Source organism: Streptomyces sp. NBC_01314, assembly GCF_041435215.1.
Classification (GTDB): Bacteria; Actinomycetota; Actinomycetes; order Streptomycetales; family Streptomycetaceae; genus Streptomyces.
In genome coordinates this window covers 7,654,014-7,679,459 of sequence record NZ_CP108394.1, presented here as the reverse complement: position 1 = coordinate 7,679,459, position 25,446 = coordinate 7,654,014, and the positions used below count along the sequence as shown (strand labels likewise).

Sequence of the window (25,446 nt, the reverse complement as noted above, 5' to 3'; positions counted from 1 at the left end):
TCGGTGGAGTCGCCTCGTCGGTGTGCCCGCTGCGCGAAATGAGTGCCGGTGCAGGTCCGAGGCGAGTGGTCGGCAGCTACGGCGGCTGCCTGACCACCAGGTTCGTCGCGCGGCGGATTCGGAACCAGGCCGCCGTTATCCCAGGTGTCCGGCACCCACGATCCGTCCCGGCGCCTACGACCGCGGAGGCCATGGGGAAGGCCCAGGACGGCACGCTTCGCTGCCGCACGGCATGAAGAGACCCGTCACTCGCGAAGCTGGGTGCGCGGCACCCAGGAAGCCCTCACCTGGGGAGACGGCGGCCTGGTTGCCACCGGCCACCGGGCCGACAGTAGAGCTATGACCAGCAACGACACGCCCCACGCCCTGCACCCGTACGTCGGGATGTGGGTCACCGCCGACGGACACATCCGTCAGGAACTGCTGCCCGACGGCCGCTACGACGAAGCCCGCGGCAGCCGCCAGAGCGCCTACACCGGCAGCTACACCGTCACGGGCAACCACATCGACTACGTCGACGACACCGGCTTCACCGCCACCGGTGACATCCGCGACGGCGTTCTCTTCCACGAGCACCTGGTGCTTTACCGCAAGGGCGACGAGCACACCCGGAAGTGAGCCTGACCATGGCCGAGGTCCACCTGCCGGTGACCGCCTCCGCCCGGACGGAGCGTCCCCTTCCGTTTCCCCGCGTCCTGCCAGCGTCCCGAATTAGGCTTCCCAACCACTCACAGAGGCCACCTGCGGCGACTTCCCGGGCCGCGAGCCGAGACATCTGTGCAGGTCAGCGAACCAGGGCGGCTTCGCCGCCCTCCGCGGGGCGGGTACATGGGCGCGGCGAGCACCCCGTGGCCCTTGATCAACACTGCATCGCGGGGGCGGCAACGCAGGAGGCGGAGGTCAGCTGGTCAGCTACCTGCTGTTTTGCCCAGGCTGGTTGGTATTTACGCGTCAGAGGAGTTCGTACGCTCCTTGGCGGCAACACTGCCGAACTCGCGAGCAGCGGATTCAGTCCGTTCAGGCAAAGTTGACGATCCGACAGGACAAAATGAACGTTTGCGCAGGTCAGAGCCCTGCTAAAGTGGGGCGGGTGGGACTCGAACCCACGGCCGACGGATTATGAGTCCTTTGAGGATCTTGGCGGGCCTTGCCGATCAACGTTCATCTTTGCCGTTTCACCAGGTCAGACACTGTTTGGCGCCGCATTCCTTCTCGGCCCTTGTCAGTCTTTTCCGATCCTTGTGTCCAACCTGCGTCCCGAACGTGTCCCGGATGGACAGGCACGACCGACGCGGCGCCGATTGCGCCAGCTCAGGAACGAGTCTCGAACCCGCGCGAAGCGGATTTCCCTTCCACCGCGCAGAGGCTCCGCCCCAGCACTCAGGCGGAGCCTCATCCATCTTGGCAGGACGACCACCATGCGTGTCGGTCCCGTCTCGGCAACGGCCGAGAAACGGGGTCACTGACGGCGAATCAAATCTGGCCCGCTCTGCAACTCCAGCCTTGCCGGTCAAGGTCGGGAAAGCCACCGGTTCCACGAGGCGAGCAGATGCCGATCCAGACGATCGCGCGGCACTTGAGCATCCGAAGAACACGGTGCAGCGGGCACTGGCGCACGACCGGCTGCCGAAGTGCGCGAAATCGTTCAGGGGCTTGGGGTCGACGCGGTGGAGATGCAGAGCCGCAGCCAGCAGGCCACCCGCCGAACCGCCACCGAGGCAGGCGCAGGTCCGCTGATCAATGTTGAACAGCGCGAACTGGGCACCTCCAACCGGCTGTTCACCGTCATCGACGGCGACGGCGATGACCAGAGAGGGGTCAGTTGATGCCCCGCTCCACCTTCAACCGCTCTGACTTGCCCGTACGGTCGACCGGCAGTCACGCTCCCGCGAGACCGATGATCGGATTCCCCATGGCCGCCGACGCAGCCAAGCGATCCGAGTCCGTCGCCGCAGCGAGCTCGTCCAGCCCTGCAGCACGCAGCACGCGCGATCACTGACCGTCCGACGGAGGTCAGCCCAGGACGAGGGTCTCGTCTCCAAAGTCGGCGACAAGTCTCAACTGACCGCCGAGTGCCGCGACGTAGGCAGCGAGAGTCTCGACCTCGGAACGGCTGATTGCGCCCTTTTCGATCGCCGAGACGCGTCCTTGAGTGACACCAAGGATCTTGGCCACTCCCATCTGCGTCATGTGCTGGCGCTTGCGGACTTCGGCGAGGCGATACGCGCGAACCTCGGACAGCAGCGCAGCTGTGCCCTGTGCGATCTGCTCCTTCTCCTGGGCGGAGAAGTCGAACTCGTCCTTCAAGTCCTCCCAGTCAACGGCCTTGGCGGCCTTCGGCCTGGTGCCACTCATGACTCCTCCTTGTATTCCTTGTACGCCTCTTGTGCTTCCTTGATCGCTGTCCGGTACCACCCGGACCAGTTGCCGGACTTGTCGCCGCCGACGAGGATTACCGCGTTCCGATCGGGGTCGAACACGAACAGGACCCGTACCTCGCTCGCGCCGGACGAGCCGGGGCGCAGCTCCTTGAGGTTGGGAAGATCCGAACCGGTGATGCGGTCGACGAGAGGCCGGCCGAGAGCAGGGCCTTCCTGTTGCAGGACATTGAGGGCTGCAGTGATCTGATGGAGCGTACCCCTGTCATTCTGCCGGAGGCCGTGCAACCAGCTCAGCGCCGGTTCAACAACGACGATCTTGAAGGGCATACGCTCCCCCATCCGGGATTATTACGCAAGCATGATATCACTCGTGCGTAATATCTTCATCGTCGGTTCACAGTTCAGGCGGCGCGTCGCCCCCGAGATAAAGCGCGCGGCACTGCAGTTGCGCCTGCACCGGCATCCGGTGGGCGACTGGATCTTGCTGGACGCCTTTACCTCACCGTCCGGAGACGGAATCGGGACCATGGATGAGGTTCTTGGCGGTCCTTGCCGATCTACGCTCATCCTTGACGTTTTCGCGGATCAGGAGGGGTGAGTAGGGTCGGCCCTCGTTCGTCTTTGTCGGTCCGCTCCCATCCTTGCGTCCCGAACACGTCCCGAACACGTCTTGGATGGACAGGCCTGGCCGACGCGGGGCGAATCGCCCCAGCTCGCGAAGGGTCTCAAACTCGCCCGCAGAGGATTACCCCATCCAACGCGCAGAGGCTCCGCCCCAGCATTCGGGCGGAGCCTCATCCATCGGCGCAGAGACCAGCACCATGCGTGTTGGTCCCTGCGCCGATGGATGTGCATGACGTCCGATCCGACCGTTGGAGGTGCGGCGGCTGAGCTGTCCGTGTCCGCAGACCGACCCGACCAGGAGGGGCAGCGGCCGCGGCTACGTGATCACCGGACTTCGAAACCCGGTGACGACTGCGCTCTCCACGGCGCCGGTCAGGAGCGTGACCAGGTCGTTGACGGCCGGAGGACGGGCGCCGGGTCTGCTGACGGCGAGTATCTCCCGATGGAGCGGCGTAACCCCGGGCGGCAGCAGCACCCTCTCGACTCCGGCGTCGTGCCCTGCGCCGAGAAGGGTGGCCGGGAGCAGCCCCACCGCGAGGCCGGCTCGGATCATGGCGAGCATGCTGTGCAGGTCCCCGGTCTCCAGTGTCACCTCGGGTTCGATCCCGAGTTCTCCGGCCCATCGGAACAGCAGACGCCGGTCGGGGTTGTGTGCATGGCCCGAGACCCACTCCCGTTCCAGACAGTCGGTCAGTTCCACCGGGCGTCGGCGCCCAGGCTCGGCACCCGTGACCAGGACCAGCGGTTCGCGCCCCAGGACGGTGATCGTCAACGCCTCGGACGGGGCCGGCGGGTCCTCGGGCAGGTAGCGGTAGGCGACGAGCAGGTCCATATCCCCCGACTTCACCCTAGGCAGCCCCTCATCGGTCTCCACGACGACGAGACGGATGCGGGGCCCCGGGCCGCGGGCCCTGAGCGTGGAGAGGACCTGCGGGAACAGGTGGCTCATGGCGCTGGGGTAGGTCCCGACGCGCAGTTCGGCGATCTCGCGGTTCGCGATGCCACTCGCGGCGTCCTGGAACCGCGCGGTCGCGTCGAAGAGGGTTCCGGTCGCCTGGGCGAGGGAGCGGCCGGCCGCGGTGACGATCAGCCGGCTGCCGGGGCGGCGGACGATCAGTTCGACGGCCATGTCGCGTTCCAGCGCAGCGATGTGCTGGGACACCGCCGAGGGCACGTAGCCGAGCTCAGCCGCGGCCTCGGCCATCGACCCCCGGCGCACCACTGCCAGAAAGGTGGCCAGGAGCTTCAGATCCGGCTGGGACTTCATGAATCGTGAACTTTCTCTTCAGGATCCGTCGCTTTACGTGTCGCGGGGTCAAGGCCAGAGTAAGGACACCCCGACGCCCGGCACTCCGCCCGACAGAAAGCCGAGACCATGGCCCTCGACCTCACCGCCCTGCGGGCCCACTTCCCCTCCCTCGCCACCGGCCTCGCCTACTTCGACGGACCGGGCGGAACGCAGACCCCCCGCCCCGTCGCCGACGCCATCGCCGCAACGCTGACCGGCCCCCTCTCCAACCGGGGAACCAGCAGCCCGTCCGAGCTGAACGCCGAGCGCGCCGTCGCGGACTTCCGCGCCGCTTACGCCGACCTGCTCCACATGCCCGCGACCGGCATCGTCCACGGCCGCAGCGCCACCCAGCTCACCTACGACTTCTCACACCACCTGGCCAAGGGCTGGAAGGCGGGCGACGAGATCATCCTCAGCCGCCTGGACCACGACGCCAACGTCCGCCCGTGGATCCAGGCTGCCGAGCGTGCCGGAGTGACAGTCTGCTGGATCGAGATCGACACCGGTACCACGGAACTGGACCTCGACTCCTACGAGCGGGCCCTCTCCCCCCGGACCCGGCTGGTTGCGGTCACGGCCGCCTCCAATGTGCTGGGCACCAAGCCGCCCGTCCGCGCCATCGCCGACCGGGCCCACGAGGCCGGCGCCCTGGTGTACGTCGACGGCGTCCACTACGCCGCGCACCACCTCGTGGATGTACCCGCCCTCGGAGCCGACCTGTTCGTCTGCTCGCCGTACAAGTTCCTCGGACCGCATTGCGGAGTCCTCTCGGCAGCCCCCGAACTCCTCGAAACCCTGCGCCCTGACAAGCTCCTACCCTCCCCCGACACCGTTCCCGAACGCTTCGAATTCGGCACGCTCCCCTACGAGATCCTGGCGGGCGCCACCGCCGCCGTCGACTTCCTCGCCGCGATGGACCCCGGTACGTCTGGCACGGAGACCTCACGCAGGGAGTGCCTGACGCGGTCCCTGACCTCCATGCACGAGCACGAGCAGTCGCTGCGGACGAGGCTCCAGGAGGGCCTGAAGGCCCTGGGCGACGCCATCACCCTGCACTCGAAGGCACTCGACCGCACCCCGACCCTTCTGATGACCCTCGAAGGCCACGACGCACGCGATGCCCAGACACACCTGGCCGCACGCAAGGTGGTGGCGCCCGCCGGATCGTTCTACGCGCACGAGCCCTTCACCGCTCTGAATCTCAAGGGCCCCGCCCTACGAGCGGGCCTGGCCCCCTACAACACCACCGACGACGTGGACCGGCTCCTGGACGGCCTCGCCGCCTTCCTCTGACAGTGATCAGGTGACTGGTGGTTCTGCTGATATGCCTGACTCGCCCTCTGACTGACCGTCGTTGACTGTCCTGCTTGCGCTTTGTCGGCTCGTCGGCAGGACCGCCAGCCCCACGCACGCGGCCGGACGGGCGTCTGTGACCACAAAGGAGCTTGGTCCGGAGTTCGCCGCGACCATTCGCAGCTACCAGGACCTGCTGGGCAAGCTTCAGCTTGGGGCAACGCTGAACAACAGGGCTGACACCCGCCTCGCGGAGCCGGTGACTGGGGACTGTTTGCCGTACGGGCCGTTCCTCCCGCACCGCGGCGGGCGGTTGCCTCGTGATCCAGGGTCGCGCAGCGCCCTGATCGTCACCCGCCACAGCAGTGGCGGGCAGGGGGAGGACGGTGCCGAAGCAGCCACTTCCGATTCCCAGCGTCCTGCCAGCGTCCCGAATTCGGCGCCCAGCCGCTCGCAGAGGCCGCCGCGGCCATGCTCTCGGCTGCGAGGCAAGCCATCCGTGCAGGTCAGGGCAGTTCGAACTAACGCTGCCAGCAACGCTGTTGAAGTCACGGGCAGCGGATTCACTCCGTTGGCCCAACGTCTTGAATCCGCACGCCCACTGAGACGTTTCCGCAGGTTAGAAGCCTGCATGGTGGGGCGGGTGGGACTCGAACCCACGGCCGACGGATTATGAGTCCTTTGGGGATCTCGGCGGTCCTTGCCGATCAGTGCCGATTCACGCCGTTCTTGCAGGTCAGGCGTGTGTATCTCTGTCAGCCTTGAGGGGTCCTTGTCGGTTGGTTCCTGTCCTTGCGGTCCCTTTGTGGTCCCTGACGCTCCTTGAGAGGCCTGCCCCATACAGAATCCTGGCTGGCGCCCCTGCTCAACGGGCACGGTCGAACCATGGCGCAGCGGATTTCCCTTCCCACGCGCAGAGGCTCCGCCCCGATCTTCGGGACGCTGTTGGTGAATGCGGTTCTTGCTTCGCCCCGCTGGCTTCGTCCAGGGGGGCGAAGTGCTGCCAGGTGGCTGGTATGGGTTCGAGCCCGAGGGCGTTCGGTGAGGTGGGCGTCGATGCGGGTGGCTCTGTCAGTGAGTCGTAGTGTCATTTGTCGTTGAGCGCGGATGTCACCGTTGTTCCCGTAAAAGCGATATCGCTGTGTTTTAGGGGCAGTTGGGGCCTTGTGGTGGGCCGACGGCTGTGCTAGTCCCTCTGGGGGCACCGATACGCCTGTCGAAATCCAAGGCCGATCTGTACGCGGCGATCCGCCGAACCCCCGCAACAGAATTGATCACTGCGCTAGAGCCTGTCCGACGGGTTGCGCCGTGGCGGAAGCCCTACTCCAATACGCCTCTCCAAGTTCTCACACACCCCCAGGTGCGAGAGTGACGGCTCATTGAACCGGGAAGCATCCCGCTGATCTGCGCGGCAGCAGCCGCCTACGCCGTTCGAGGGGTTGCCATGAACAACATCCGCCGCATCGTCACCACCATCGGGGTGAGCGCCCTGCTCGGCCTGGTCAGCATCTCAATGGCCACGCCCTCCCAGGCACAGCCGGCTCCCAGCGCCCTCCTTCCCGTCAACGCCGGCGACCCTGAGTGGAGCCTCCACGCCATCGTCGGCGGCCTCGATTTGGACCTCGCCACGCTCATCCCCGGTTTCGACCGCTGATCCGGGCGGCAGCAGCAACCGCGCCACTCTCATCAGCGGGAGCCACGGCACCGCCGGTGGCAGGGGGCCAACGGCACCACGGGCACGCGCACGAGCCCCGGTATCCGGGGGCCGAGTAGTAACTGCAAACGAGCAAGAAGGTGGCTGACACCAGTTCGAGAGACCCCCAGAAAGATCGAATCCGTGCGTGAAAGCGCATGGGACATGGGTGCAGGTGGAGAACCTTGCGATGCCCGAACCGATCTTCAGGGAGTTATTCATGAAATTCATTCCATCTTCCAGGCCGCGGCGCGCGGTTCTGGTGTCTGCGATGGCGGCCGCGTCACTACTGTCGCCGGGTACCGCGTCCGCAGCACCTGCTGCCCAGGTACGGACGTATGCCTCACCCGGCGAGCACACCTTCACCGTGCCGCAGGGCGTCAGCCATATCCGCATCGTGGCTCTGGGCGGCGGTGCAGGAGGAGGTGGAGGCGGAGGCAACGCCGACGGGTCCCTGACCGGCGGCGGAGGCGGCGGAGGCGGCAGCTCGGCCGTGGTGTCGTGTCGCATCACCGTCGCGGACGGGTCGAAGATCTCCCTCACAGTCGGCAGCGGCGGAAAGGGCGGCCAAGGCGGAAGCGGCCGGAACGGTGACTGGGGTAAGAACGGCTCCAACACCACCGTCAGTATCGGCGGAGTCCCCGTGGCGTCCGCCGAGCACGGCTGGGAGGCAGGTGGCGGCGACGTGTCGGGTTGGTTCGAGAGCGGCAACGGCGGCCGCGCAGGAGGGGGCGGCGGCGCGCGGGCAAGCCGGTGCGAGGGCACCGACCGCACCATCACCCTGGGCAGCGGCGGCCAGGGCGGCCACGACGGATCTCTCAACCATCGCGGTGGGGGCGGCGATGGCGGCACGCCCGCGCGGTGGCCCGACAGCTGCCCAACCGCCGGCGTGGGCGGCCTTGGAGGAATTGGCGCTGGCCCTGCCGGCGCGTCCAACCCCGGCAAGCAGGCGGCTTCTACTGCCGGCTACGCGGGGAACGAGGGATGCGTGGTTCTGACCTACACCACGGACGCCGGTTCCTCCTGACGCCGCGGGCCAACGTCGCGTGTCCGCACGATGCTGTTGGGGCCGTGTGGCGGCAGCGGTGCCATGAAGGCCCCCAGCAGGTCGGGGCCGATGGACAGTCCGATGCTGTCGTTCTCCCTTCCGGCCGGGACCGGCAGGCCCAGATCCTGCGGGGTCAAGGCCCCAACTGTTCTTGAGTTAGCTCGGGGGCGGTTGACGAGATCCCGTCCGATCGGTTGATCGGGCGGGATCTTTGCATGTGCTGGGCTGATTCGAGGCGGTGTCCGAAACCTCTGACAGCAACACCAGTTTCCTGGTCCGTTCCCTCTCGGACCCCGATCTCGTTCCACACGAGCGACATCAAAACCCGCCTACTTTGATCACGGCGAGGCACGCGAAACGACTCCCCAAAGCATCGCGAAACGACTCCCGTTTATGCCTTCACAGCCATGCGGGCGAGTTGATCGCGGCCCCGGTGAGCTGGTGCTGCAGAGCGGGTCTTCGTCAGGCCCCGGGGGCCCGGGCTTCGTCAAGGGCCGCTGACCTGCCAGGAGCTGGCCGTCTTGTTCGACATGGACGTGGTGCCTACCGGACGCCCTGCCACGTGAAGCGCGAGACCAGGCAGAGTTCTGGAGTCCCTCCCCGACACCGGAAGTGTGTCAGTAGCCGGTGCCGCGCTTGACCTGGTTCCGCTCGATCCCGTGGGTCGCCCCTTTGCCGTCCAACGTGCGGCAGGCGTCGGCAATGTCCTGGGTCAGGCGATCGATCTGCTCGCGGCTGAGGGTCTCCTTGACCAGGGCGCGCAGGATCTTCACCTTCTCGGCGTTGGGCGGGAGCGTGTAGGCCGGCACCATCCAGCCCCGTTCGGCCGAGAGCTGCCAGGCGATGTCGGACTCGTCGTAGGCGTGCTTGCCTGCGAGACGGAAGGCGACCAGGGGCAGCTGTTCGAGGTCGCTTCCGATCACTTCGAAGCGGCCGCTGCTGCGCAGGTTGTCCGCCAGCGCGCGGGCGTTCTCCTGCATGATCTTCATGACGTAGGTGTAGCCCTGGCGGCCGAGCCGCACGAAGTTGTAGTACTGCGCGAGCACCATCGACGCACCGGTGGAGAAGTTCAGGGTGAACGTCGCGTCGGTCTTGCCCAGGTAGTTCTCGTAGAACACGAGGTCCTTGGCCAGGTCGGCCTCCTCGCGGAAGACCAGCCATCCGATGCCGGGGTAGACCAGGCCGTACTTGTGTCCCGAGACGTTGATCGAACGGACCTGTTCGAGCCGGAAGTCCCATGTGGAGTCGGGGTAGAGGAAGGGCCATACGAATGCGCCGCTGGCGCCGTCGACGTGGATCGGGATGTCGAGGTCCCGCTCTTTGCGGATGTCCCGCAGGAGCTTGTCGATTCCGACGACATCGTCCTTGTGGCCGGTGAACGTGGTGCCGAGGACGGCGACGACGCCGATCGTGTTCTCGTCGAGGTGGGGCTCCACGTCTTCAGGGCCGATTGTGTACTTGCCCTCGGCGAGCGGCACGATCCGCGGCTCGACGTCGAAGTAGCGGCAGAACTTCTCCCACACGACGTGGACGTCTCCCCCGAAAACCAGGTTGGGCCGGTCGGTCGACAGGTTCGCTGCCTGGCGGCGCTCGCGCCACTTCCACTTCAGCGACAGCGCGCCGAGCATGATCGCCTCGGACGAGCCCTGGGTCCGGCATCCGGTCGTCCGGCCCGGCGCGTGGAAGAGGTCGGCGAGCATGCGCACGCAACGCTGCTCGATCTCGGCGGAGATGGGGTACTCCGCGTGGTCGATGAAATTGCGGTGGAGGTTCTCGGCGATCAGCCGTTGCGCCTCCGGCTCCATCCACGTGGTGACGAACGTGGCGAGGTTGCGCTGCGGGTCGCCCTCCATGGCGAGATCCACATCCACGAGCCTCATCGCGTCCGTCGCGGCCATGCCTTCCTCGGGGAACGTCTCCGAGGGGGCGGGCACAGTCAAGAACCGGTTACCGAAAAGAGCCGCTTCATTGCGCTTGGTCATGAGTCGATCAAACAGCGCCGCCGCTTGCCTTGACGAGAGACGCACTGGGCCGGGAGGGCGGGGACCCGCCCTTGGAACAGGGCTCCGGGGGCGGCGACCTGCATCTTCTGCGGTGCTGGGGCATGACGCAAACCGCCCTACCGCCGATACTGCAATAGGATGAACGGGAGTAAAGGGTGCATTGCACTCTCGGTACCTCTGACAGCACGGAGCACCTGAGACTGGTCTTCCCCACTTTGGGCCCGGGCGCCACTGCAACCTCCAAGGAAGTGACGCCGGGATTTCGGCGGTACCCCTTTTTTTCGCCGGAGGCATCCGCTTGTCCGCAAGTAAGGCCGATTGACCGCCGCAGACGGTACGGCTGCACTTCGAACGGCCACGGTGAGACACGGCGGCGACAGCCAACAGTTGGTGCTCGCGTTCTGCCCCGACAAGGACCTCGCCGACGAGGCGGCCAAGGTGCTGAAGAACTGGGACAAGCCCACCGAGTACATGAAGGTCGACGGTGTCGGCGTGCTCGTCAAGGACAAGGACGGCACGGGCAAGGAACACAAGCTTGGGAAGCGGGCCGGGAAGAAGGGCATGGGGATCGATGTCGCCGCTGGGCATGGTCGCGGCGATACCAGCAGGGGATCTGCCAGGCTGCCAGAGACACACAAGGTGTAGTCGCGGCTGCCGTGTATCGAGTGGGCCACTGCGCGATGGGTTCAAGGGGACACGCGCTGTCGTCACGGTCCGCCCGTTGTCCCGCCGTTCTGGGCGTCGGTCGCTGGGTGATCTTGCCGCTTCCTGGCGTGCTCGACCGCCGACAGCAAGAACCGGGCCGCGACACCGATCAACAACAGATTCGCCGCCATCTGCCCCGTGACCAGCAATCGGGCCGGTTCGCTGCGCGGGCTGATGTCGCCGAAACCGACCGTGCTGAACACGGTCACGGTGAAGTACAGCGCGTCGGACCGCGACAGCGGCTCGCTGAAGCTGCCGGATGCGCTGCGCTCCATCAGGTAGTAGGTCGTGGCGAACAGGAGGAGGTACAGCGGAAGGGTCGTCCCTACGGCTTCCATGGCCCGCAGTTTGGGCCGCTGCGAGCGCGAGATCTTCCGGATCTGCCAGGACAGGAGCAGCGCCACGGCGGCGATGCCGACGGCAAGCCCGAGGACCGTGCCCGTGGTGAAGGCTGAATCGAACGGCAGCAGGTAGTAGGCGCTGAGGAGGAGCCCCGTGGTCAGCAGCGACCGCACGATGGCGCGCCTCGACTCCCGGCGGCTCCTGCCCGGTGTTTTGCCCACGGTTCTCCCGATGCACCCGATCCCGGAGCCGCGCTGCCGCGCCGGCCGGTGGAGCAACCTTCCCGCCGCTGGGGGCGCCGTACGGCAGGCGCACCCTGCGGGTCACCGGGATGGCGGGCCACGCCTGAGGGCCGACGAGACCGGAGGAGTGGGTGATGACCGCTTCTGGCTCCCGCCGTGAGACGACCGCACGAAGCGGTTGGGACACCCGCCTGTACTGGCGGTGGATCGTGTACAACACGGTCGCGTTCGTCGTCGTTCTGACCACCGGTCGCCGAGGACGACCAGCGTTGCGGCGGCCACCACGCCGCATGCCGCCACCAGAGCGGCCTGCGCGACTCGAACCACGCGCCCTGTGGATGCCCGGCCCCAGACGAAAGCATCCTTCGCCGCGGGCGAGAGCGACCACCCCGCTGTGGCACCGATTTCGGCAGGTCATGTCACACGGTCGGGCTACGGGCCGCCCCGGGTCTTCCCGGCAACCGGAGGCGGTACCGATGCTGGCGCTCGGGATGGTTCGGCGGCCGCCCGCCTGGTGCACGCCGATGGTCAGGCCGACCGCGAGCAGCGCGTAACGCTCCCGTGGTCGTCGGTGGCGATCGATCAGGCTGGTTGAGCCGGCGCTTTGGTGGTGCGCTTGGCGAGCAGGCCTGCCAGCAGCATGACGAGCAGACCGATCCCCACGCCGCACAACGTCCACAACACCCGGTAGCCCTCGGCGGCATAGTCGGAGGGCTGCGGAAGGTCCACCAGGATGAGCACGCCCATGGCGATGGCCGCCGAGTACAGGGCGTAGTTCCAGAAGCGAATCGCCACCCCGTGCATCATCAGGACGAGGGCGACCACTTCGAGTCCGCGATCGACCGCGAACAGCCTGAGTCCGTGTTCACTGGCGGGCAGGAGCAGAAGCAGCGCCGCTGCGGCGGCGCCGATGAGCGCGCCGGCAAGCCGCTGCGCGGAGACGAGCGTGGCCTGTTCCAGGCTCGGCTTCATCGCGATCATGGCCGCGATCGGCAGCCACGTGCCATGCGACAGGTTCAGTCCGAAGGCAAGCGCGACGGTGCCGGCCATGACCAGAGCGCGGATCACCGCGAACGTGATCAGCGGCGGGGTCAGCTTCCGCCGCGAGATGTCACCGGGGAGTTCGGCGATCGGCTGAGGCACTTCCGCGCGCCCGCGGATCAGCCACCCGACGAACGTCATCACGATCCACAGCGCCGCCCCTCCAATCCAGGCAAGTACCTGAGCCCAGGTGTAGCTGGTGATGCGGGCGTGATGATGAAGGCTGAACGCGAATCCGAGGGCGACGATGAACCAAAGGTTCAGAAGCAGGGCGGCAACGAACCTGTGCACCCCGAACGCGACCGCCAGTCCGGCCACCAGCGTGACCACGAAGGCCGCCAGCACCAGCCAGCCCCAGGCGTCCGCGCCGATGCCGAACCCCAGAGCGGTCAGCCCTGCGCCGATCACCGCGAAGACGGCGATGTGCGACGCGCGGTGCCCGTAGCTGCCTCCCGGGTCGACCAGCCACGTGAACAGCAGGCCGAACAACGCGCTGAGTAGATACTGCTCGTGCCCGATCGCCCAGAAGACGATTAGCGGCACCAGCGCGATGTCCAGGAACATCACCCCTCGTGGCCAGTCGGGTCCGACGGGGTTGAGCTCGAACACCTTCGACAGCCGGCTCATGGCTTCCCCCTTTGAACGGGCTGCTCTCCTCGTCCGCTCGCACTGGTCATGGGCCGCCCTCGCTCACCTCGTCGCAGGTACACCGCTCCAGTCCCGCATTCTCGGGCTCCCCTGAAATCACCGCGAAGCGACCCGCAGGTCCCGATCAAAGAGGCCGAGTCCACCAGTCATACGGCGGAGCGGAGCCAACTCTGAGAAGGTCCGCCGACGCCGAGCCGGTCGCCAGGGCTCAGACCTCCTGTGCGGCCGGGCTGGCGCACCGGGCGGACGACTCCGGAAACAGGCCGCCGGCGACCCCGCAGGGCCGTTTCCTCTTCGGGCAGTTTCTTGCCCCCACGTTGCGAACCAGACGTACCGGCAGCCGCGCCGCCCACTCTGCCGGTTCGGCATTCGACTGGCCGCACCAAGGATGTACGCACCCGATGCCTACACAACAGGTAAATCGGACAACGAATCGCCCCGGAGACACCGTTGGCCTGGACACGGCTGCGTCGTCCCGGTCCCTGTCCGGTCCCTGGACCTTGGTATCGAGCCTCAGGGCAGCCGCCCGGACTGCGAGCGACAACCACGACCACCTACTTCGCCGCAGGTCAGAGAGGTTGGAGCTCCCTGAGCGCCGGCGGTCTCCAAACTTGCGAGCAGCGGATTCAGTCCGTTCAGGCAAAGTTGACGCTCCGACACCCAAAATGAACGTTTCCGCAGGTCAGAGCCCTGCTGAAGTGGGGCGGGTGGGACTCGAACCCACGGCCGACGGATTATGAGTCCATTAAGGATCTTGGCGGTCCTTGCCGATCAGTGCCCATTCACGCCGTTCTTGCAGGTCAGACGCGTGCACCTGTGTCGGTCTTGCGCGGTCCTTGTCGGTTGGTTCCTGTCCTTGCGGTCCCTTTGTGGTCCCTACCGCTCCTTGAGAGAGCCGCCCGATACGAAATCCTGGACGTCGCTCCAGCTCAGCAGCGGCGGCCAAACCATGGCGCAGCGGAGTCCCCTTCCCATGCGCAACGGCTCCGCCCCGGGCGCCGCGGTGGCCATGGCTCCACCTACGGGGGCCGATCTCCTCGCAACGCTCCGTAACCCGGATTCCCCTACGGGCGGCCCCGTGCATGGGCCCCGTGGCGTTTCGTCAGCGCATCATTGAGCGCGCCGTTACCCTGTGCGGGACGATGGGGAGGGTTACCGCATGTTGCTGAGCTTCCGCGTGGCGAATGTCCGGTCGCTGCGTGACGAGCAGGAGCTCTCCTTTGTTGTACCTGCCGGCGAGAAGTCCGACGTGGCTCGCGCGGTGAACCTCTCTGACGGCAAGACCGTGGACGTCTACCCGCTGGTCGGGATCTTCGGCGCGAACGCCTCCGGCAAGTCCAACGTGATCGCCGCTCTCACGAAGATGCGGGAAGCCGTCCTCGGCTCGTACGCGCAGTGGACCTCCCGGCAGGGCATTCCCCGGGACGAGTTCGCCTTGGACGCGAAGTCCGGCGCCGAACCCACCTTCTACGAAGCCGACTTCGTGCTGGCAGACCAGGTCCGCTGGACGTACGGCTTCGAGCTGGGTACGGAACGGGTGGAGGCCGAGTGGCTGCACTCGTATCCGAAAGGTCGGCGGCAGGTATGGCTCGACCGTGACGCCAGGCGAGCAGAGCCGTTCGAATTTCCGGGCGAACGGGTGCAGGATCGTGCCCGGCTTGCCAGGACGACGCGGCAGAATGCGCTGCTGCTGTCTCGCGCGGCCAATGACAACCACCCGCAGCTCACCCGGATCTACGACTGGTTCAAGCTAAATCTGTGGGACATCAACCCGGAGGTGGAGCGCCTGGAACGGGAGGGCTACACCGCCGGGCACCTGCTCGACGAGCGATTCCGGGAACGCATCGAAGGACTGCTGCGTGTGGCCGACCTCGGTATCAGCGGGGCCAGGGTCGAGCAACGGCTCGGTGAGCGCCCCGTCGTCCGGCTGCTGCACCATGGCGAGGGCGGCGAAGCCGTCCCGATGGACTGGCAGAGCGAGTCGTTCGGTACCCGCTCATGGTTCGCGCTGATCGGACCACTGCTCCGGGCCCTCGACGACGGGGCGGTCCTGCTGATCGACGAACTGGACGCCAGCCTTCACCCGCGTTTCGCCGCCGAGGTCGTGCGGCTCTTCCAGGCCCCGTGGAGCAATACGAAGGGTGCACAGCTCGTCTTCACCTCCCACGATCCGTCGCTGCTCAGAGCACCCAGGGGCGGGCGTCCTCTGGAGCCGGGACAGATCTGGCTGACTCAGAAGGACGACACGGGTGCGACCGAGTTGTACCCGCTCAGCGACGTGGAGCCGGGTGCGGAGGAGGACCTCATGGACTCCTATCTCGCGGGCTCCTTCGGGGCGGTCCCGCGGGTCACGGAAGGGCAGATCGGACGCAGGGTGCTGAAGGCACGGGCAGGGGAGACAGGACGCGACTGATGGCCAGGACCAGGGGGCGGGAGTCGGTTCGGCGCGCGCGACAGCCACGCGGTGAGCGTGCGCGTGAGGTTTTCGTTTTCACCGAAGGGGAGGTCACAGAGCCTGAGTTCATCGAATGGGTCGTCGCAAACGGCACCCGCGCCACTCCGGAACATCAGGTCCATCACTTCATCGCGAATGCTCAGGTGTCGGGTGCCCGGCGCAAGCCAGTACCGCTCGTCAGCGACGCCGTTGAGAAGCTCGACAAGGCCGAGCGAGCCGCGAAGGAGGCTGGGCTGCGCCGGGACGCGTGGAACTGGCCGCAGGTGTGGTGCCTCTTCGACCGAGATCAGCACCAGGGCATCCCGACTGCCTTCGCGGAAGCCCGCCGAGCGGGCGTGCGGATCGCGTACTCGCACCCGTGCTTCGAGTTGTGGCGGCTGCTGCATTTCCAGAACTACACGAGCACGTTCGGTGGTGTCTGCGACAGCGTGGTGAACCGGCTGAAGCACCACCCTCGGTTCATGGAGAGCTACGGTCCCGCCCGTTCGGTGTCGCCAGACGACGCCAAACGCATCAGGCCCGGCCAGTTGGACGACGGCTACAAGAAGGCCCGCCAGTACGCCGAGCGCATCAATTCCCAGCACACTGGGCCGGATCAGACTCGCTGGGATCCGTACACCGACGTCTGGCGGTTCGTTGAGGATGGCCTCGGCATCGCTGATTACTGACGCGGCGGCAGTCCGGTCTCCGGGACCGCTGAATCACCTTAAGAGATGTACCGGACACGTCACGCGGTCCGTGGGCTACGCAAAGGCACTGGCAGGGGGGCCGACATGGTCAGGATGACGGTCGAACGGCTTGAGCGCCGACTCATGGAAGCGGCGGATCTGCTGCGCGGCTCTCTAGAGCCGGCGGAATACGTACCCGTCATCGGGGCCTTGCTTCATCTGAAGCAGGCCGACGACAGGTACGGCAACTCCCTGCCGAAGGCGGCGCGCTGGACCCGACTGACCGAGGTCTCGGGCGGGTTGCCCGCTGAAGAGCGGCTGCGGGCCGTCTTCGCGGCTTTGGCAAATGAGGGGCCGCCGCAGTCCGCCGACGCTGCCAGCCTCCTTCTGGTGGGCACCACCAAGCGGTCTCACACCGGGATGACACGGGTGATCGAGCACTTCGGTCGCCTTCGCCTGAGCGACGACGACCTCGCCCACCCCGATGTGCTGGGAGATGCGTTCGAGTCACTGTTGCGATGGTCGGCTGACGCAGCCAGCCACAAGGGCGGCGAGTTCTACACCCCACGCGGCGTCGTCCGATTGCTGACGGCACTCGGACGGCCGGCTGCAGGCATGCGCGTGTACGACCCGTGTGTGGGAACGGGCGGCATGCTGATCGACGCGCGGAGGTACGTGCGCGACCACGGCGGGGATGCGGGCAGCCTGTTCCTCGCCGGCCAAGATGCGAACAGTGGGGCCCTTCTCCTCTCCAGCTTGAACATGCAATTGCACGGTGCTGAGCAGTATCGCCTGGCCCAAGGGGACGCGCTCACTCACCCGGAGACGCCCGGTGACTGCTTCGACCTGGTGGTGAGCAACCCGCCCTTCTCCATGAACTACAGCCTGGCGTCGGTGCCCCACGCCGCCGAGCGTATGCCGTACGGAACGACGCCCGAACGCGGCAAAGCTGACTTGATGTTCCTCCAGCACATGTTGTACATGGCGCAGGGACGGAACGGTTCCGTGGTCACCGTCATGCCACAGGGCGTTCTCTTCCGTGGTGCGGGTGAACGGGAGATCCGTACGCGACTGCTGGACGCCGACCTGATCGAGGCGGTCATCGCCCTGTCTCCCAACCTCTTCTATGGAACGGGCATTCCCGCTTGTGTGCTGGTGCTCCGGGCCGGCCGGCGCCCCGATTCGCGGCATCGGGGCCGCGTCCTGTTCATCAATGCGGAAGGGGAGTACTACGCCGGGCGTGCGCAGAATTTTCTGTTGCCCGAGCATGCGGAGAAGATCGCCGCCACCTTCCATTCCCGCACGGAAGTGCCTGGATTCTCGAAGTTCATAACACGCGAGACACTGACGGAGAACGCCGACAACCTCACCGTCCACCGCTATGTGCGGCGCGAGGCGGCGACGGAACGGCAGGACCTGCGCGCCCACCTCGAAGGCGGTATGCCCGCCGTCGAGGTCACCGCGGCGAAGCCCCTGCTGGACGCATACGGGGTACAGCCCACCGACCTCTTCCAGGAGCGGGCCGGAAGCTCCGATTATCTGGACTTCCGTGTCCGGGGGGAGCGCCCGAACACGCACACGCTGACCCGCATGGCTCGCACGCGGGAGAGTACCTTGTGGGAGGCCTTCGACAAGGCCTGGGAGTCCGTCACTGACCAGATTTCGGATGCCTTCCGCCTCGACAGCAGCAGCGTTCCGGGGCAGCCAGGCCAAGTGCCCTGGACAGCTGTACGTAACGCAATAGCCGACACCGTCCGGAAGCCACTCGCCCAGATCGGTCTGCTGGACAGCTATGCCGTGGGCGGGATGGTCGAAGACTGGCTGGGACAGAATGAAGCCACGTTCAAAGCACTCGCTGCCCGGGGTTTCGCCGCCGTCGTCGACGACTGGTGCGCGGACGTGACCGACAGGCTGACCGCCGGGCAGCCCAGGGCGCGCTACGCACTCGATACCGCTCTTGAACATCCGGTCGTCATCGCCCTCCTGCCGGGCTTCCTCAGTGAACTCTCCTCCGCCCGGGAGCGGGCCGGTGAACTCTCCGCTCAACTCAAAGAAGCGATGGCTGCGGACGAGCAGGGGGAGGCTGACCTCTATCCCGGCGACTGGGCAGGGATACCTGCCTTGCGCAGGGCTCGTTCGACGGCAGTCCGTCGGGTACGCGAACTGGAAGCGGACATGCCGCTCGAAGAAGCTCGCCGTGCGCTGGACGCTGAGGGCGCGCGGGCCGTCGTCCTCGGCGCCCTGCGGGACGATCTCTCCGGGCGCCTGACGAGAATTCTGGGCGAGCGCCGTGCGGAGTTCATCGCACTGTACGAGGCATGGGACGCCAAGTACGGGCTGTCCTTCCAGGAGATCGAGGGCCGCTTGCCGGGTTTCTCGGCCACCTCCCGCGCCTTGCGGCAGACACCATGGTCGCAACAGAGCGGAGTGGATCCTCGGCACCGTGACGCCGAACTTCTTTTCAACGTCATCGAGGCCGAAGAGGCCATCAACGGCGAGATCACCAAACTCGACATGAAGCAGCACTTTGCCCTGCTGCCCGTTCTCGACGCCGTTGACGAGCGGAGCTCCGACGTGGAACGGCTGTCCCTGGGCGATGTCGTGCTCTCTCTCACCAGGGGTACCGCCGGACCGTCTTCCACCGATACGAGCGGGCTTCCCGTGATCTGGCCGAGCAATATGACTGGGGCCGGGCTCGACCTCGCCGACCTCCGGTACATCATCGGCAGCGGAAGGGTGGGACACCGGCTAGCGCCCGGTGACGTACTGCTGGGCGGCCTGCGCAGGTCGGAACGTATTGGTCAGGCCTATCGCGTGGCGGTGTGGCACGGCGAACTCCCCGATGCCACCCACTCGTCCTACGTGCTGCGCCTGATACCCGACCCGGCCCGCCTTTTGCCGGACTACCTGGCTGCCTGGCTTCGTCACCCCTTGGTGCGGCGGCGCGTCGAAACGTTGACGACGGCGTCACCGATGTCTCTGGACAGGGATCTACTCAATTCTGACATCGAGCTCCCCAACCTGGAGGAACAGCAGCGCCTGGTTGACCAGATCGCTCGCCTCGCGGCGGAGCAGGCCGATCGGCGCATCCAGCACGACAAGGCGGTGCGCATCCGTGAAGGACTGGCAGGCCGTCTGCTGGGGGGACCACTGGACTTCTGATCGCCTCTGCTCCGTTTACGCGACAGGATTGTCGGGCTCGGCGCGCCACGGGTCGGCAGCTCCGGGGAGTCGGCAGTCGAGAACTTTGGCCATGACGATGACGTCGTGTTGGTCGCGTTGTTCCTGCGCACGCGCTTCCTGTTCATGTTGCAGGGAGGGGATCGTGTGATCCCGTGCTGCGCGGTGTCGCCTTCTTCGCTCTTCGTGGCCCCAGCGGTCGCAGTCGAAGTAGCCGATGAGGTAGATGCCCGCAGTGCGGGGCGCGCGAAGGTAGTCGCGGACCAGTTGACTGGCAAGCGCGGTCGGTAGGTCCTGATTCCAGCATCCTTTGCATTCGATGACGACGGTCAGTGGGTCGCCGCCGTCGGTGAGCGGGGCGGTGGCCTGGATCTGGATGTCGGTTCGTCTGCCGGGAAAGCCGGGACGGTCGATTTGGACTTCGCGGTTGATCACGACGCGGTGGCCGCCGATGTCCTGGCGCAGGAGGGTGGCGATTAGGTCGCTGAAGTCCTCTTCCCAGCACGGCCACCAGTCGGCGTGATCGACTGCTGCTGTCTTCCGGTTCCACAAGTTGACTACAAGGCCGTTGGGCCCCTGAAGGACGGCCTGGAGGCGGTCTAGGCTGGCTAGCACGATCTCCTGAAGGTGGCGTGCGTCGCTGACGGCGCGCAGGTTGGTGTTCGTGGCCAGGCGCCGCAATTGCTCCGGTATCAGGGGTCGGGCCTGGAGTTCGGCGACGGCGCGGGCGGTGGCCTTGGCGTGCCAGCGCAGGTCAGCAAGTTCGGGATAGCGGGTGGCGAGGTCGATGAGCTCCCGGACCGCTTCGGGGGTGTTCTTGGAGATCAGCAGGCTCAGCAGTTCTCGGTGCAGATTGCTGGGAGCGTCGGTGAAGAAGCCGCCCTCGAACTGGTTGTCCCGGAGACGGGAGATACCGATGTGGTTGGTAACCCTGGCGTATAGGTCGGCGAGGTCGGCTTCGGGGAGCTGACCGGTCTCGGCCGGCCAAGATCCCCGAGAGTCGGTGGCGAAGATGCGCTCCAGGAGGGCGGCCAGAACGCCGGGCGCGGCCAAGGTGGCTCTGATGGCGGGCCAGGTCGCGGGCAGTTGAGGGCATGCCATCATCGCCGCGGTGGCGCGGGCCCACCGTGAAGTGCTCCGTGCGGCGTTTCGTTGAACGGCAGGGTCGGCCACGGCGGTGCACAGGTCTTCCTGGGACGGTCGGTTTCCCGCCAGGGCTAGTGCGGACAGGACGGCCGCCCACTGCAGGTCGGTGCGTCCCGAAGCGTGGGCCCAGTCACGCAGAGTCTGGACCGCTCCGGGAACAGCGGTGTGAGCGAAGGCATCGGCCAGACTGGTCAGTTCCGGTTCGCTGCAGCCGTCCAGCGCCTGGTGGAGCAGGGTCGACAGGCCTTGGCCAGCCAGTTGGGTGCAGCGGGTAATCAGCGTGCGCTGTAGTGCGGTGTCGTCGGGGTGGTGGCATTCGTGGGCTGCCAGTGCCACGGCGGCAGCAGCGGCTCGATGGGGTTGGTGGTTGAATGCCTCGGCCAGGCGTGGGGCGTCCAGCAGGGCCAGAGCGGTCAACGCGATCGCGGCCTGGTTCCAGTCTGCTGCGGCCGGAGTGGCTGCTCCGATGCTGAGGCTGGCTGAGCGGTGGGTGACGGTAGCGGCCGCGTACAGCAGCAGGCTGTGTAGCTCGCTGTTCTCGGGTGGGAAGGACGGCGCGGCAGCCACGGCGCCCAGCCACCTGTCTTGCGGCGCCTCGCTGCCGTCTGCGGTGCGGTACAGCTCGACGGTGATCTGCTGCCACAGAGGCTCAGGCGGCCCCTCCCCTGTGCTGAGTACGGTGAGGGCCTGCCGTACGCGGTCCTCGTTGAATGTCAGGCGGTGGCGCTGTTCTTCCTGCTCGCGCTGTTGATGAGCTTCTTCCTCCGCGCGGGTGTCCCACCGTGCGGTGGCAGCCTTCAGGTCCGGGTAATGCTCGCGCAGCTCAAGGGCGAGCGGCAAGTCCGCATCCGCCGGATCGGGCCAAGCCGTCACCAGCCAGGCAGCCCGCTGGCGCGCGTTCGGGCTCAACGTGGGCCATTGCATGGCCCAGTACACCGCCTCCTCGGTGGCGAACAGGGCAGGGCTGCCCTGCCGCGACAGCAGCCGGGTGACCTGGCGGTCATCACCGCGTTCCAGAACACGGCGGCCCAGCTCTCTGCGGGTACCCGGTCGGGTCACCAGCACCTCACCCACAGGGTGGGCCAGCCGGTGCCGGTCGTCGAAATCGGCACGTCCCGCCAGGGTGAGCAGGGCATCGGCGAACTGGTCGAGCCGCCTGTACCGGTGCGCAGGGTCGCTGTTGGTTTCGTCTTCGCCGAGAAGCGCGATCGCCCGGGCGAGAATGCGCACCGGCAGCCGCACAGACAGCTGTGCCTCGCCGGACAGGGTCAGGCCGGCCCGAGGGTGCCGGGAGCCCAGAATCCGTGTCGCCCACGCTACGGCGTCGTCGATGTCTTCGGGTCTCAGCCGGTCCGGAACCTGCTGGATCAGGAGCCACGCGGCACGGATCTGGGCAGGGTTGCCGGCGGGTGGGATTAGGTCCAGGAACTCGGGGAGTCGCAGATGCTGCGGCCACAACCGTTCCAGCGCGGCTGCGGCCAGATCCGCATCGCCGCGCCAAGCCAGCGCCCTCAGCAAGGCAACGCGCTCCGGGTCCAGCTCCTGGACCGGCACCCGGCCAAGGTCCGCGTCGTTGTGCTCGGCCAACGCCCTGAGCCGGGCCACCTGGTCCGCGTCCAAGTCCTCGGCGAGTGCCTGGACGGCTCGCCGACGCAGGACCGGATCGGCCGTCAGCGTCTCGGCCATGGACAGCAACTGGTCGTTGAGTTCCGGCAGTCGGCAAGCACGGGCGATGCTGAGCACGGCAGCGAGCACAGCACCTGCTGTCGAAGGGTGCAGGTGGCGTCGCAGCTGATCGGCCAGTCCTGGATGCTTCAGGCGGTGCAGAAGCCACCGGTCCAGTCGCGCCGTGTCATCGCTGCGCACCAAGTCGAGGAGCCTGTCCACGACGGCTTCGCGCTGCTCGGCGCGGAGCGCGGTAAGGTCGGCCAGCAGGAGCACCTCGGGGTCGTCCCGCAGGGCCTCGTCGAACAGTGAAGGATCGTCTACCACCCGCCACGCTGCCACCTCGCGGTGCCGTGCCACAACGTGCCGGGACGTTCCGTCGCCGACCCAAAGCAACTGTCGCTGTGCGCCGCCACACATTCGGTGGCGGTCCAGGAACTGGGCAGCCAGGTACTGCTGGTAGCTGTCGTGGGCGAAGGCCCAGCGCCGAAGCCCGACCTCGACCATCAGCCCGGAATCCACAAGCGCGAGCAGCTCCCGCATCCCGCAGTGGTACCGCGTCCCGGCTGGGCCCGGCTCGTCGCCGCCGTCCAGGTCGGCCAGCGCCACATCTACCTCCGCGGGACTGGGGGTGTCATGCACCGCCGCGTAGTGGCCGAACTGCAGGACCGCGGCTACTCGGCCTGCGAGCGCCGTCAGATGATCGGGAGTCAGCGGATTCCCATCACGGTGGCCGTGGGAACACAACTGCCTGCAGGCAAGCCGGTAGGCGTCAGCCACCGTGGAGGGCAGGCCTCGGCCTTCCCCTTCGGCCTCGAGCAGTGGTTTCAAGGTGATTGGGGACCGGGCCAGGGCCACCGCCCCCTTCTGCTGAAGCCGCTGGCTGACCCTGCGGCCGTCAAGACCATCGAAAGCGGCAGCCATCTCTACGTCGACACGGCTCAGCGGCGTCACACCGACTACCGACACCGCCCCGGGCACCCACAACGACTCAAGATCCCTTTCCAGCCCTCGGGGCCACCGGCCCGAGCGGCAGGCGATGCGCAGCCTCATTCGGCTCCGCCGCTCCTGGCTAAGCTCCTTCAGACAGGCAACCAGGACCTCGTCCAGAACCGCGAGCCGGTCCAATCCCTCATCGAAGCTGTCCAGCAGGACGTACCCCGGCTCCTCCTCAGAAGCCCGCTCCAAGACGGCCCCCAACTCCTGGCGCGCGCTGCCCGCGTCGTAGAAGCGGCCACGCGCTGTCAGGTCGACCAGATCCGCGGTGTGTCCCTCGCACTTCAGCGCCGTGGCTTCCTGCATGAACAGGTCGCTCTTGCCGCATCCCCGCTCGCCGAGCACGACGAGCAGTGCGTCCTCGCGTCTATCGGCCAGCAAGACCCCCGTGCGCATCCACGGAGTGTCGACCACCCAGCCGAAGCGGTCGACTTCGGGCGGGGAGTCACTCTCATGAACACGGCGTGTCCATGGATATCGACCTCCGTCCCCGCCTGTCTCGGCCACAGCGCCCGGCTCGTCCACGTCTGCAGACACTACGCGCAGCGTGACCCGACATAGGGCCGTTTTCTGTTCGGGCCGTTTCAGGACAGTCCAGTGCGCTCGATGGCGCCACGATCACTGAGCGGCGATGGCGACCACCACTCCGGCGCAGCGAACCCTCAATAACCGGGATCGCCGATCGGCCACTCCATCAGCAACACGCGCCGTCCCGCCACTGGCAAGCACCAGGACTCACCACCGGCCACTACGCCCGGTGCGTGCGGCACCCGAAACCGGATACATCGCGACGACGGCCCACAGTCAGCGAATGAGGGTCGTGTCCCGACCCTGGATCCCACACACACGACGCATCCTGTCGGCGCCGTCTTGGTCCCTGTCTGGTCCCTGGGCCGTGGCTTCGAGCCCCAGGCCAGCGGACCCGGGTGCCGCCGGCAGCCTTGATTACCTGTTCCGTCGCAGGTCAGAGCCATCAAGGCACTTCCGAACAGCACGAACCCACGAGATTCCAAACTCGCGAGCAGCGGATTCAGTCCGTTCAGTCGAAGTTGACGCTCCGACACCTCACCAGGAACGTTTCCGCAGGCCAGAGCACCTCTCTGGTGGGGCGGGTGGGACTCGAACCCACGGCCGACGGATTATGAGTCCGCTGCTCTAACCGGCTGAGCTACCGCCCCGTACGGCGTGTCGCGCACATTTGTGCGCGCCGTCTGCCGCAGCATAGCCGCTCATACGATCTCCTGCTTCGGATGGTCGGCCTTCGCATGCGCTTCTTGACCTTGAGGACTTCGGCGCGCCGCACGCGGTTCCCCCGGACATGAAAAAGGACCCCGACGGGGTCCTTCCTCGCTTGCTCTCCCGACTGGACTCGAACCAGTAACCTGCCGGTTAACAGCCGGCTGCTCTGCCAATTGAGCTACGGAAGATCGAAGCTCCCCCGACTGGATTCGAACCAGTGACCTGCCGGTTAACAGCCGGCTGCTCTGCCAGTTGAGCTACGGAGGATTGCCTCGTTGCATCGAACGTACCTCCCCGGGTATTCGCCAGGGGGCATGCGCTCGCTGCAACACATACATTAGCGCAAGCAGGGGGGTGCTCCGCCAATCGGTATCCCCCGCGCCCGTCGCCCGCGCAGGGCAACGCAAGGGACCGACGCAGACGTAAGGGAAGGGTGGCCGCCATGCGCTATCGGCTCACGTTCTTTGCCGGACTGGCTCTGGGCTACGTGCTCGGCACACGGGCCGGACGTGAACGCTACGAACAGCTGAAGAAGTCGGCGCGCCAGGTCGCGCAGAACCCCGCGGTGCGCAACACCGCCGAGTCGGCCGCCCAGCAGGGGCGCGTCTACGTCGGCAAGGCGTACCACGTGGTCAGCGAGAAGGTCGGGGACCGCGTGCCCGACCTGGTCGCCGAGCGGGTCCGCTCGCTGCGCGAACGCAATGCGAACGGCTCAGCCGGAGATGACTGGGGCACGAGCAATACCTAGGAACCACGCCAGGTCGGCCGGAGCGGCTCGCGGCGCCC

Annotated in this window: 19 protein-coding genes and 4 tRNA genes; 11 read left to right on the top strand and 12 right to left on the bottom strand. The window is 66.8% G+C overall.

Features of this window, described 5'->3' with window-relative positions; genetic code table 11:
* Positions 1 to 339: 339 nt before the first annotated feature.
* Entirely contained in the window at positions 340 to 618 is a 279-nt protein-coding gene (locus tag OG622_RS33855) for an Atu4866 domain-containing protein (RefSeq protein ID WP_371580425.1), read from the top strand.
* A 1,013-nt stretch (positions 619 to 1,631) separates the two neighbouring features.
* Positions 1,632 to 1,826 carry a hypothetical protein gene (locus OG622_RS33850; protein WP_371580424.1) on the top strand — a complete coding sequence of 65 codons (195 nt, stop codon included), beginning with the start codon at positions 1,632 to 1,634 and terminating at the stop codon, positions 1,824 to 1,826.
* 187 nt (positions 1,827 to 2,013) lie between these two features.
* On the opposite strand, the gene OG622_RS33845 is transcribed toward OG622_RS33850, so the two are convergent.
* Together OG622_RS33845 and OG622_RS33840 are read right to left on the bottom strand one after the other, a co-directional pair.
* Positions 2,014 to 2,355: an XRE family transcriptional regulator gene (locus OG622_RS33845; RefSeq protein WP_371580423.1), complete on the bottom strand. Its 342-nt coding sequence runs from the start codon at positions 2,353 to 2,355 to the stop codon at positions 2,014 to 2,016.
* Positions 2,352 to 2,708: a type II toxin-antitoxin system RelE/ParE family toxin gene (locus tag OG622_RS33840; protein WP_371580422.1), complete on the bottom strand. Its 357-nt coding sequence runs from the start codon at positions 2,706 to 2,708 to the stop codon at positions 2,352 to 2,354. Before OG622_RS33840 ends, OG622_RS33845 begins: the two co-directional genes overlap by 4 nt.
* A gap of 43 nt (positions 2,709 to 2,751) precedes the next feature.
* Between OG622_RS33840 and OG622_RS33835 the strand changes: the two genes are divergently transcribed.
* Entirely contained in the window at positions 2,752 to 2,979 is a 228-nt protein-coding gene (locus tag OG622_RS33835) for a hypothetical protein (protein ID WP_371580421.1), read from the top strand.
* Between the two features lie 342 nt (positions 2,980 to 3,321).
* Here OG622_RS33835 and OG622_RS33830 read toward each other — a convergent pair whose 3' ends face one another.
* Complete coding sequence (locus tag OG622_RS33830; RefSeq protein ID WP_371580420.1) at positions 3,322 to 4,272, bottom strand: LysR family transcriptional regulator; 951 nt, start codon at positions 4,270 to 4,272, stop codon at positions 3,322 to 3,324.
* Positions 4,273 to 4,380: 108 nt separating this feature from the next.
* Between OG622_RS33830 and OG622_RS33825 the strand changes: the two genes are divergently transcribed.
* The 3 genes from OG622_RS33825 to OG622_RS33815 all read left to right on the top strand — a co-directional run bounded on the left by OG622_RS33825 (position 4,381) and on the right by OG622_RS33815 (position 8,309).
* On the top strand, positions 4,381 to 5,589 hold the full coding sequence (locus tag OG622_RS33825; RefSeq protein WP_371580419.1) for a cysteine desulfurase-like protein: 1,209 nt from the start codon (positions 4,381 to 4,383) through the stop codon (positions 5,587 to 5,589).
* A 1,444-nt stretch (positions 5,590 to 7,033) separates the two neighbouring features.
* On the top strand, positions 7,034 to 7,243 hold the full coding sequence (locus OG622_RS33820) for a hypothetical protein (protein WP_371580418.1): 210 nt from the start codon (positions 7,034 to 7,036) through the stop codon (positions 7,241 to 7,243).
* A gap of 229 nt (positions 7,244 to 7,472) precedes the next feature.
* Positions 7,473 to 8,309, top strand: a complete 837-nt coding sequence (locus OG622_RS33815) for a hypothetical protein (RefSeq protein ID WP_371580417.1) — start codon at positions 7,473 to 7,475, stop codon at positions 8,307 to 8,309.
* On the opposite strand, the gene OG622_RS33810 is transcribed toward OG622_RS33815, so the two are convergent.
* Together OG622_RS33810 and OG622_RS33805 are read right to left on the bottom strand one after the other, a co-directional pair.
* On the bottom strand, positions 8,282 to 8,467 hold the full coding sequence (locus tag OG622_RS33810; protein WP_371580416.1) for a hypothetical protein: 186 nt from the start codon (positions 8,465 to 8,467) through the stop codon (positions 8,282 to 8,284). The two genes, OG622_RS33815 and OG622_RS33810, sit on opposite strands and share 28 nt — an antisense overlap.
* A 480-nt stretch (positions 8,468 to 8,947) precedes the next feature.
* Positions 8,948 to 10,312 carry a glutamate decarboxylase gene (locus OG622_RS33805; RefSeq protein ID WP_371580415.1) on the bottom strand — a complete coding sequence of 455 codons (1,365 nt, stop codon included), beginning with the start codon at positions 10,310 to 10,312 and terminating at the stop codon, positions 8,948 to 8,950.
* 339 nt (positions 10,313 to 10,651) lie between these two features.
* Between OG622_RS33805 and OG622_RS33800 the strand changes: the two genes are divergently transcribed.
* Positions 10,652 to 10,978 carry a hypothetical protein gene (locus OG622_RS33800; RefSeq protein WP_371580414.1) on the top strand — a complete coding sequence of 109 codons (327 nt, stop codon included), beginning with the start codon at positions 10,652 to 10,654 and terminating at the stop codon, positions 10,976 to 10,978.
* 62 nt (positions 10,979 to 11,040) lie between these two features.
* On the opposite strand, the gene OG622_RS33795 is transcribed toward OG622_RS33800, so the two are convergent.
* The 3 genes from OG622_RS33795 to OG622_RS33785 all read right to left on the bottom strand — a co-directional run bounded on the left by OG622_RS33795 (position 11,041) and on the right by OG622_RS33785 (position 14,097).
* Positions 11,041 to 11,601, bottom strand: coding sequence for a potassium channel family protein (locus tag OG622_RS33795; RefSeq protein ID WP_371580413.1), 561 nt, complete (start codon positions 11,599 to 11,601; stop codon positions 11,041 to 11,043).
* A 603-nt stretch (positions 11,602 to 12,204) separates the two neighbouring features.
* The gene (locus OG622_RS33790; protein WP_371580412.1) at positions 12,205 to 13,290 is read right to left on the bottom strand and encodes an FUSC family protein; all 1,086 of its coding nucleotides are present in this window, start codon (positions 13,288 to 13,290) and stop codon (positions 12,205 to 12,207) included.
* 720 nt (positions 13,291 to 14,010) lie between these two features.
* Positions 14,011 to 14,097 (bottom strand) — tRNA-OTHER (locus OG622_RS33785).
* A gap of 373 nt (positions 14,098 to 14,470) precedes the next feature.
* Between OG622_RS33785 and OG622_RS33780 the strand changes: the two genes are divergently transcribed.
* The 3 genes from OG622_RS33780 (at position 14,471) to OG622_RS33770 (ending at position 19,596) form a co-directional block, all read left to right on the top strand.
* Positions 14,471 to 15,724: an ATP/GTP-binding protein gene (locus OG622_RS33780; RefSeq protein WP_371580411.1), complete on the top strand. Its 1,254-nt coding sequence runs from the start codon at positions 14,471 to 14,473 to the stop codon at positions 15,722 to 15,724.
* A complete protein-coding gene (locus OG622_RS33775) occupies positions 15,724 to 16,434 on the top strand; it encodes an RloB family protein (RefSeq protein ID WP_319127024.1) in 711 nt (236 codons plus the stop codon). Before OG622_RS33780 ends, OG622_RS33775 begins: the two co-directional genes overlap by 1 nt.
* Positions 16,435 to 16,539: 105 nt before the next feature.
* Positions 16,540 to 19,596 (top strand): N-6 DNA methylase, encoded by a 3,057-nt coding sequence (locus OG622_RS33770; RefSeq protein ID WP_371580410.1) that lies wholly within the window; start codon positions 16,540 to 16,542, stop codon positions 19,594 to 19,596.
* A 15-nt stretch (positions 19,597 to 19,611) separates the two neighbouring features.
* Here OG622_RS33770 and OG622_RS33765 read toward each other — a convergent pair whose 3' ends face one another.
* The 4 genes from OG622_RS33765 to OG622_RS33750 form a co-directional block, all read right to left on the bottom strand.
* On the bottom strand, positions 19,612 to 23,817 hold the full coding sequence (locus OG622_RS33765; protein ID WP_371580409.1) for an NACHT domain-containing NTPase: 4,206 nt from the start codon (positions 23,815 to 23,817) through the stop codon (positions 19,612 to 19,614).
* Positions 23,818 to 24,522: 705 nt separating this feature from the next.
* A tRNA-Ile gene (locus OG622_RS33760) sits at positions 24,523 to 24,599 on the bottom strand.
* A gap of 176 nt (positions 24,600 to 24,775) precedes the next feature.
* Positions 24,776 to 24,848 (bottom strand) — tRNA-Asn (locus tag OG622_RS33755).
* A gap of 6 nt (positions 24,849 to 24,854) precedes the next feature.
* Positions 24,855 to 24,927 (bottom strand) — tRNA-Asn (locus OG622_RS33750).
* 175 nt (positions 24,928 to 25,102) lie between these two features.
* Here OG622_RS33750 and OG622_RS33745 point away from each other — a divergent pair.
* Entirely contained in the window at positions 25,103 to 25,408 is a 306-nt protein-coding gene (locus OG622_RS33745) for a YtxH domain-containing protein (RefSeq protein ID WP_371580408.1), read from the top strand.
* Positions 25,409 to 25,446: the final 38 nt, after the last annotated feature.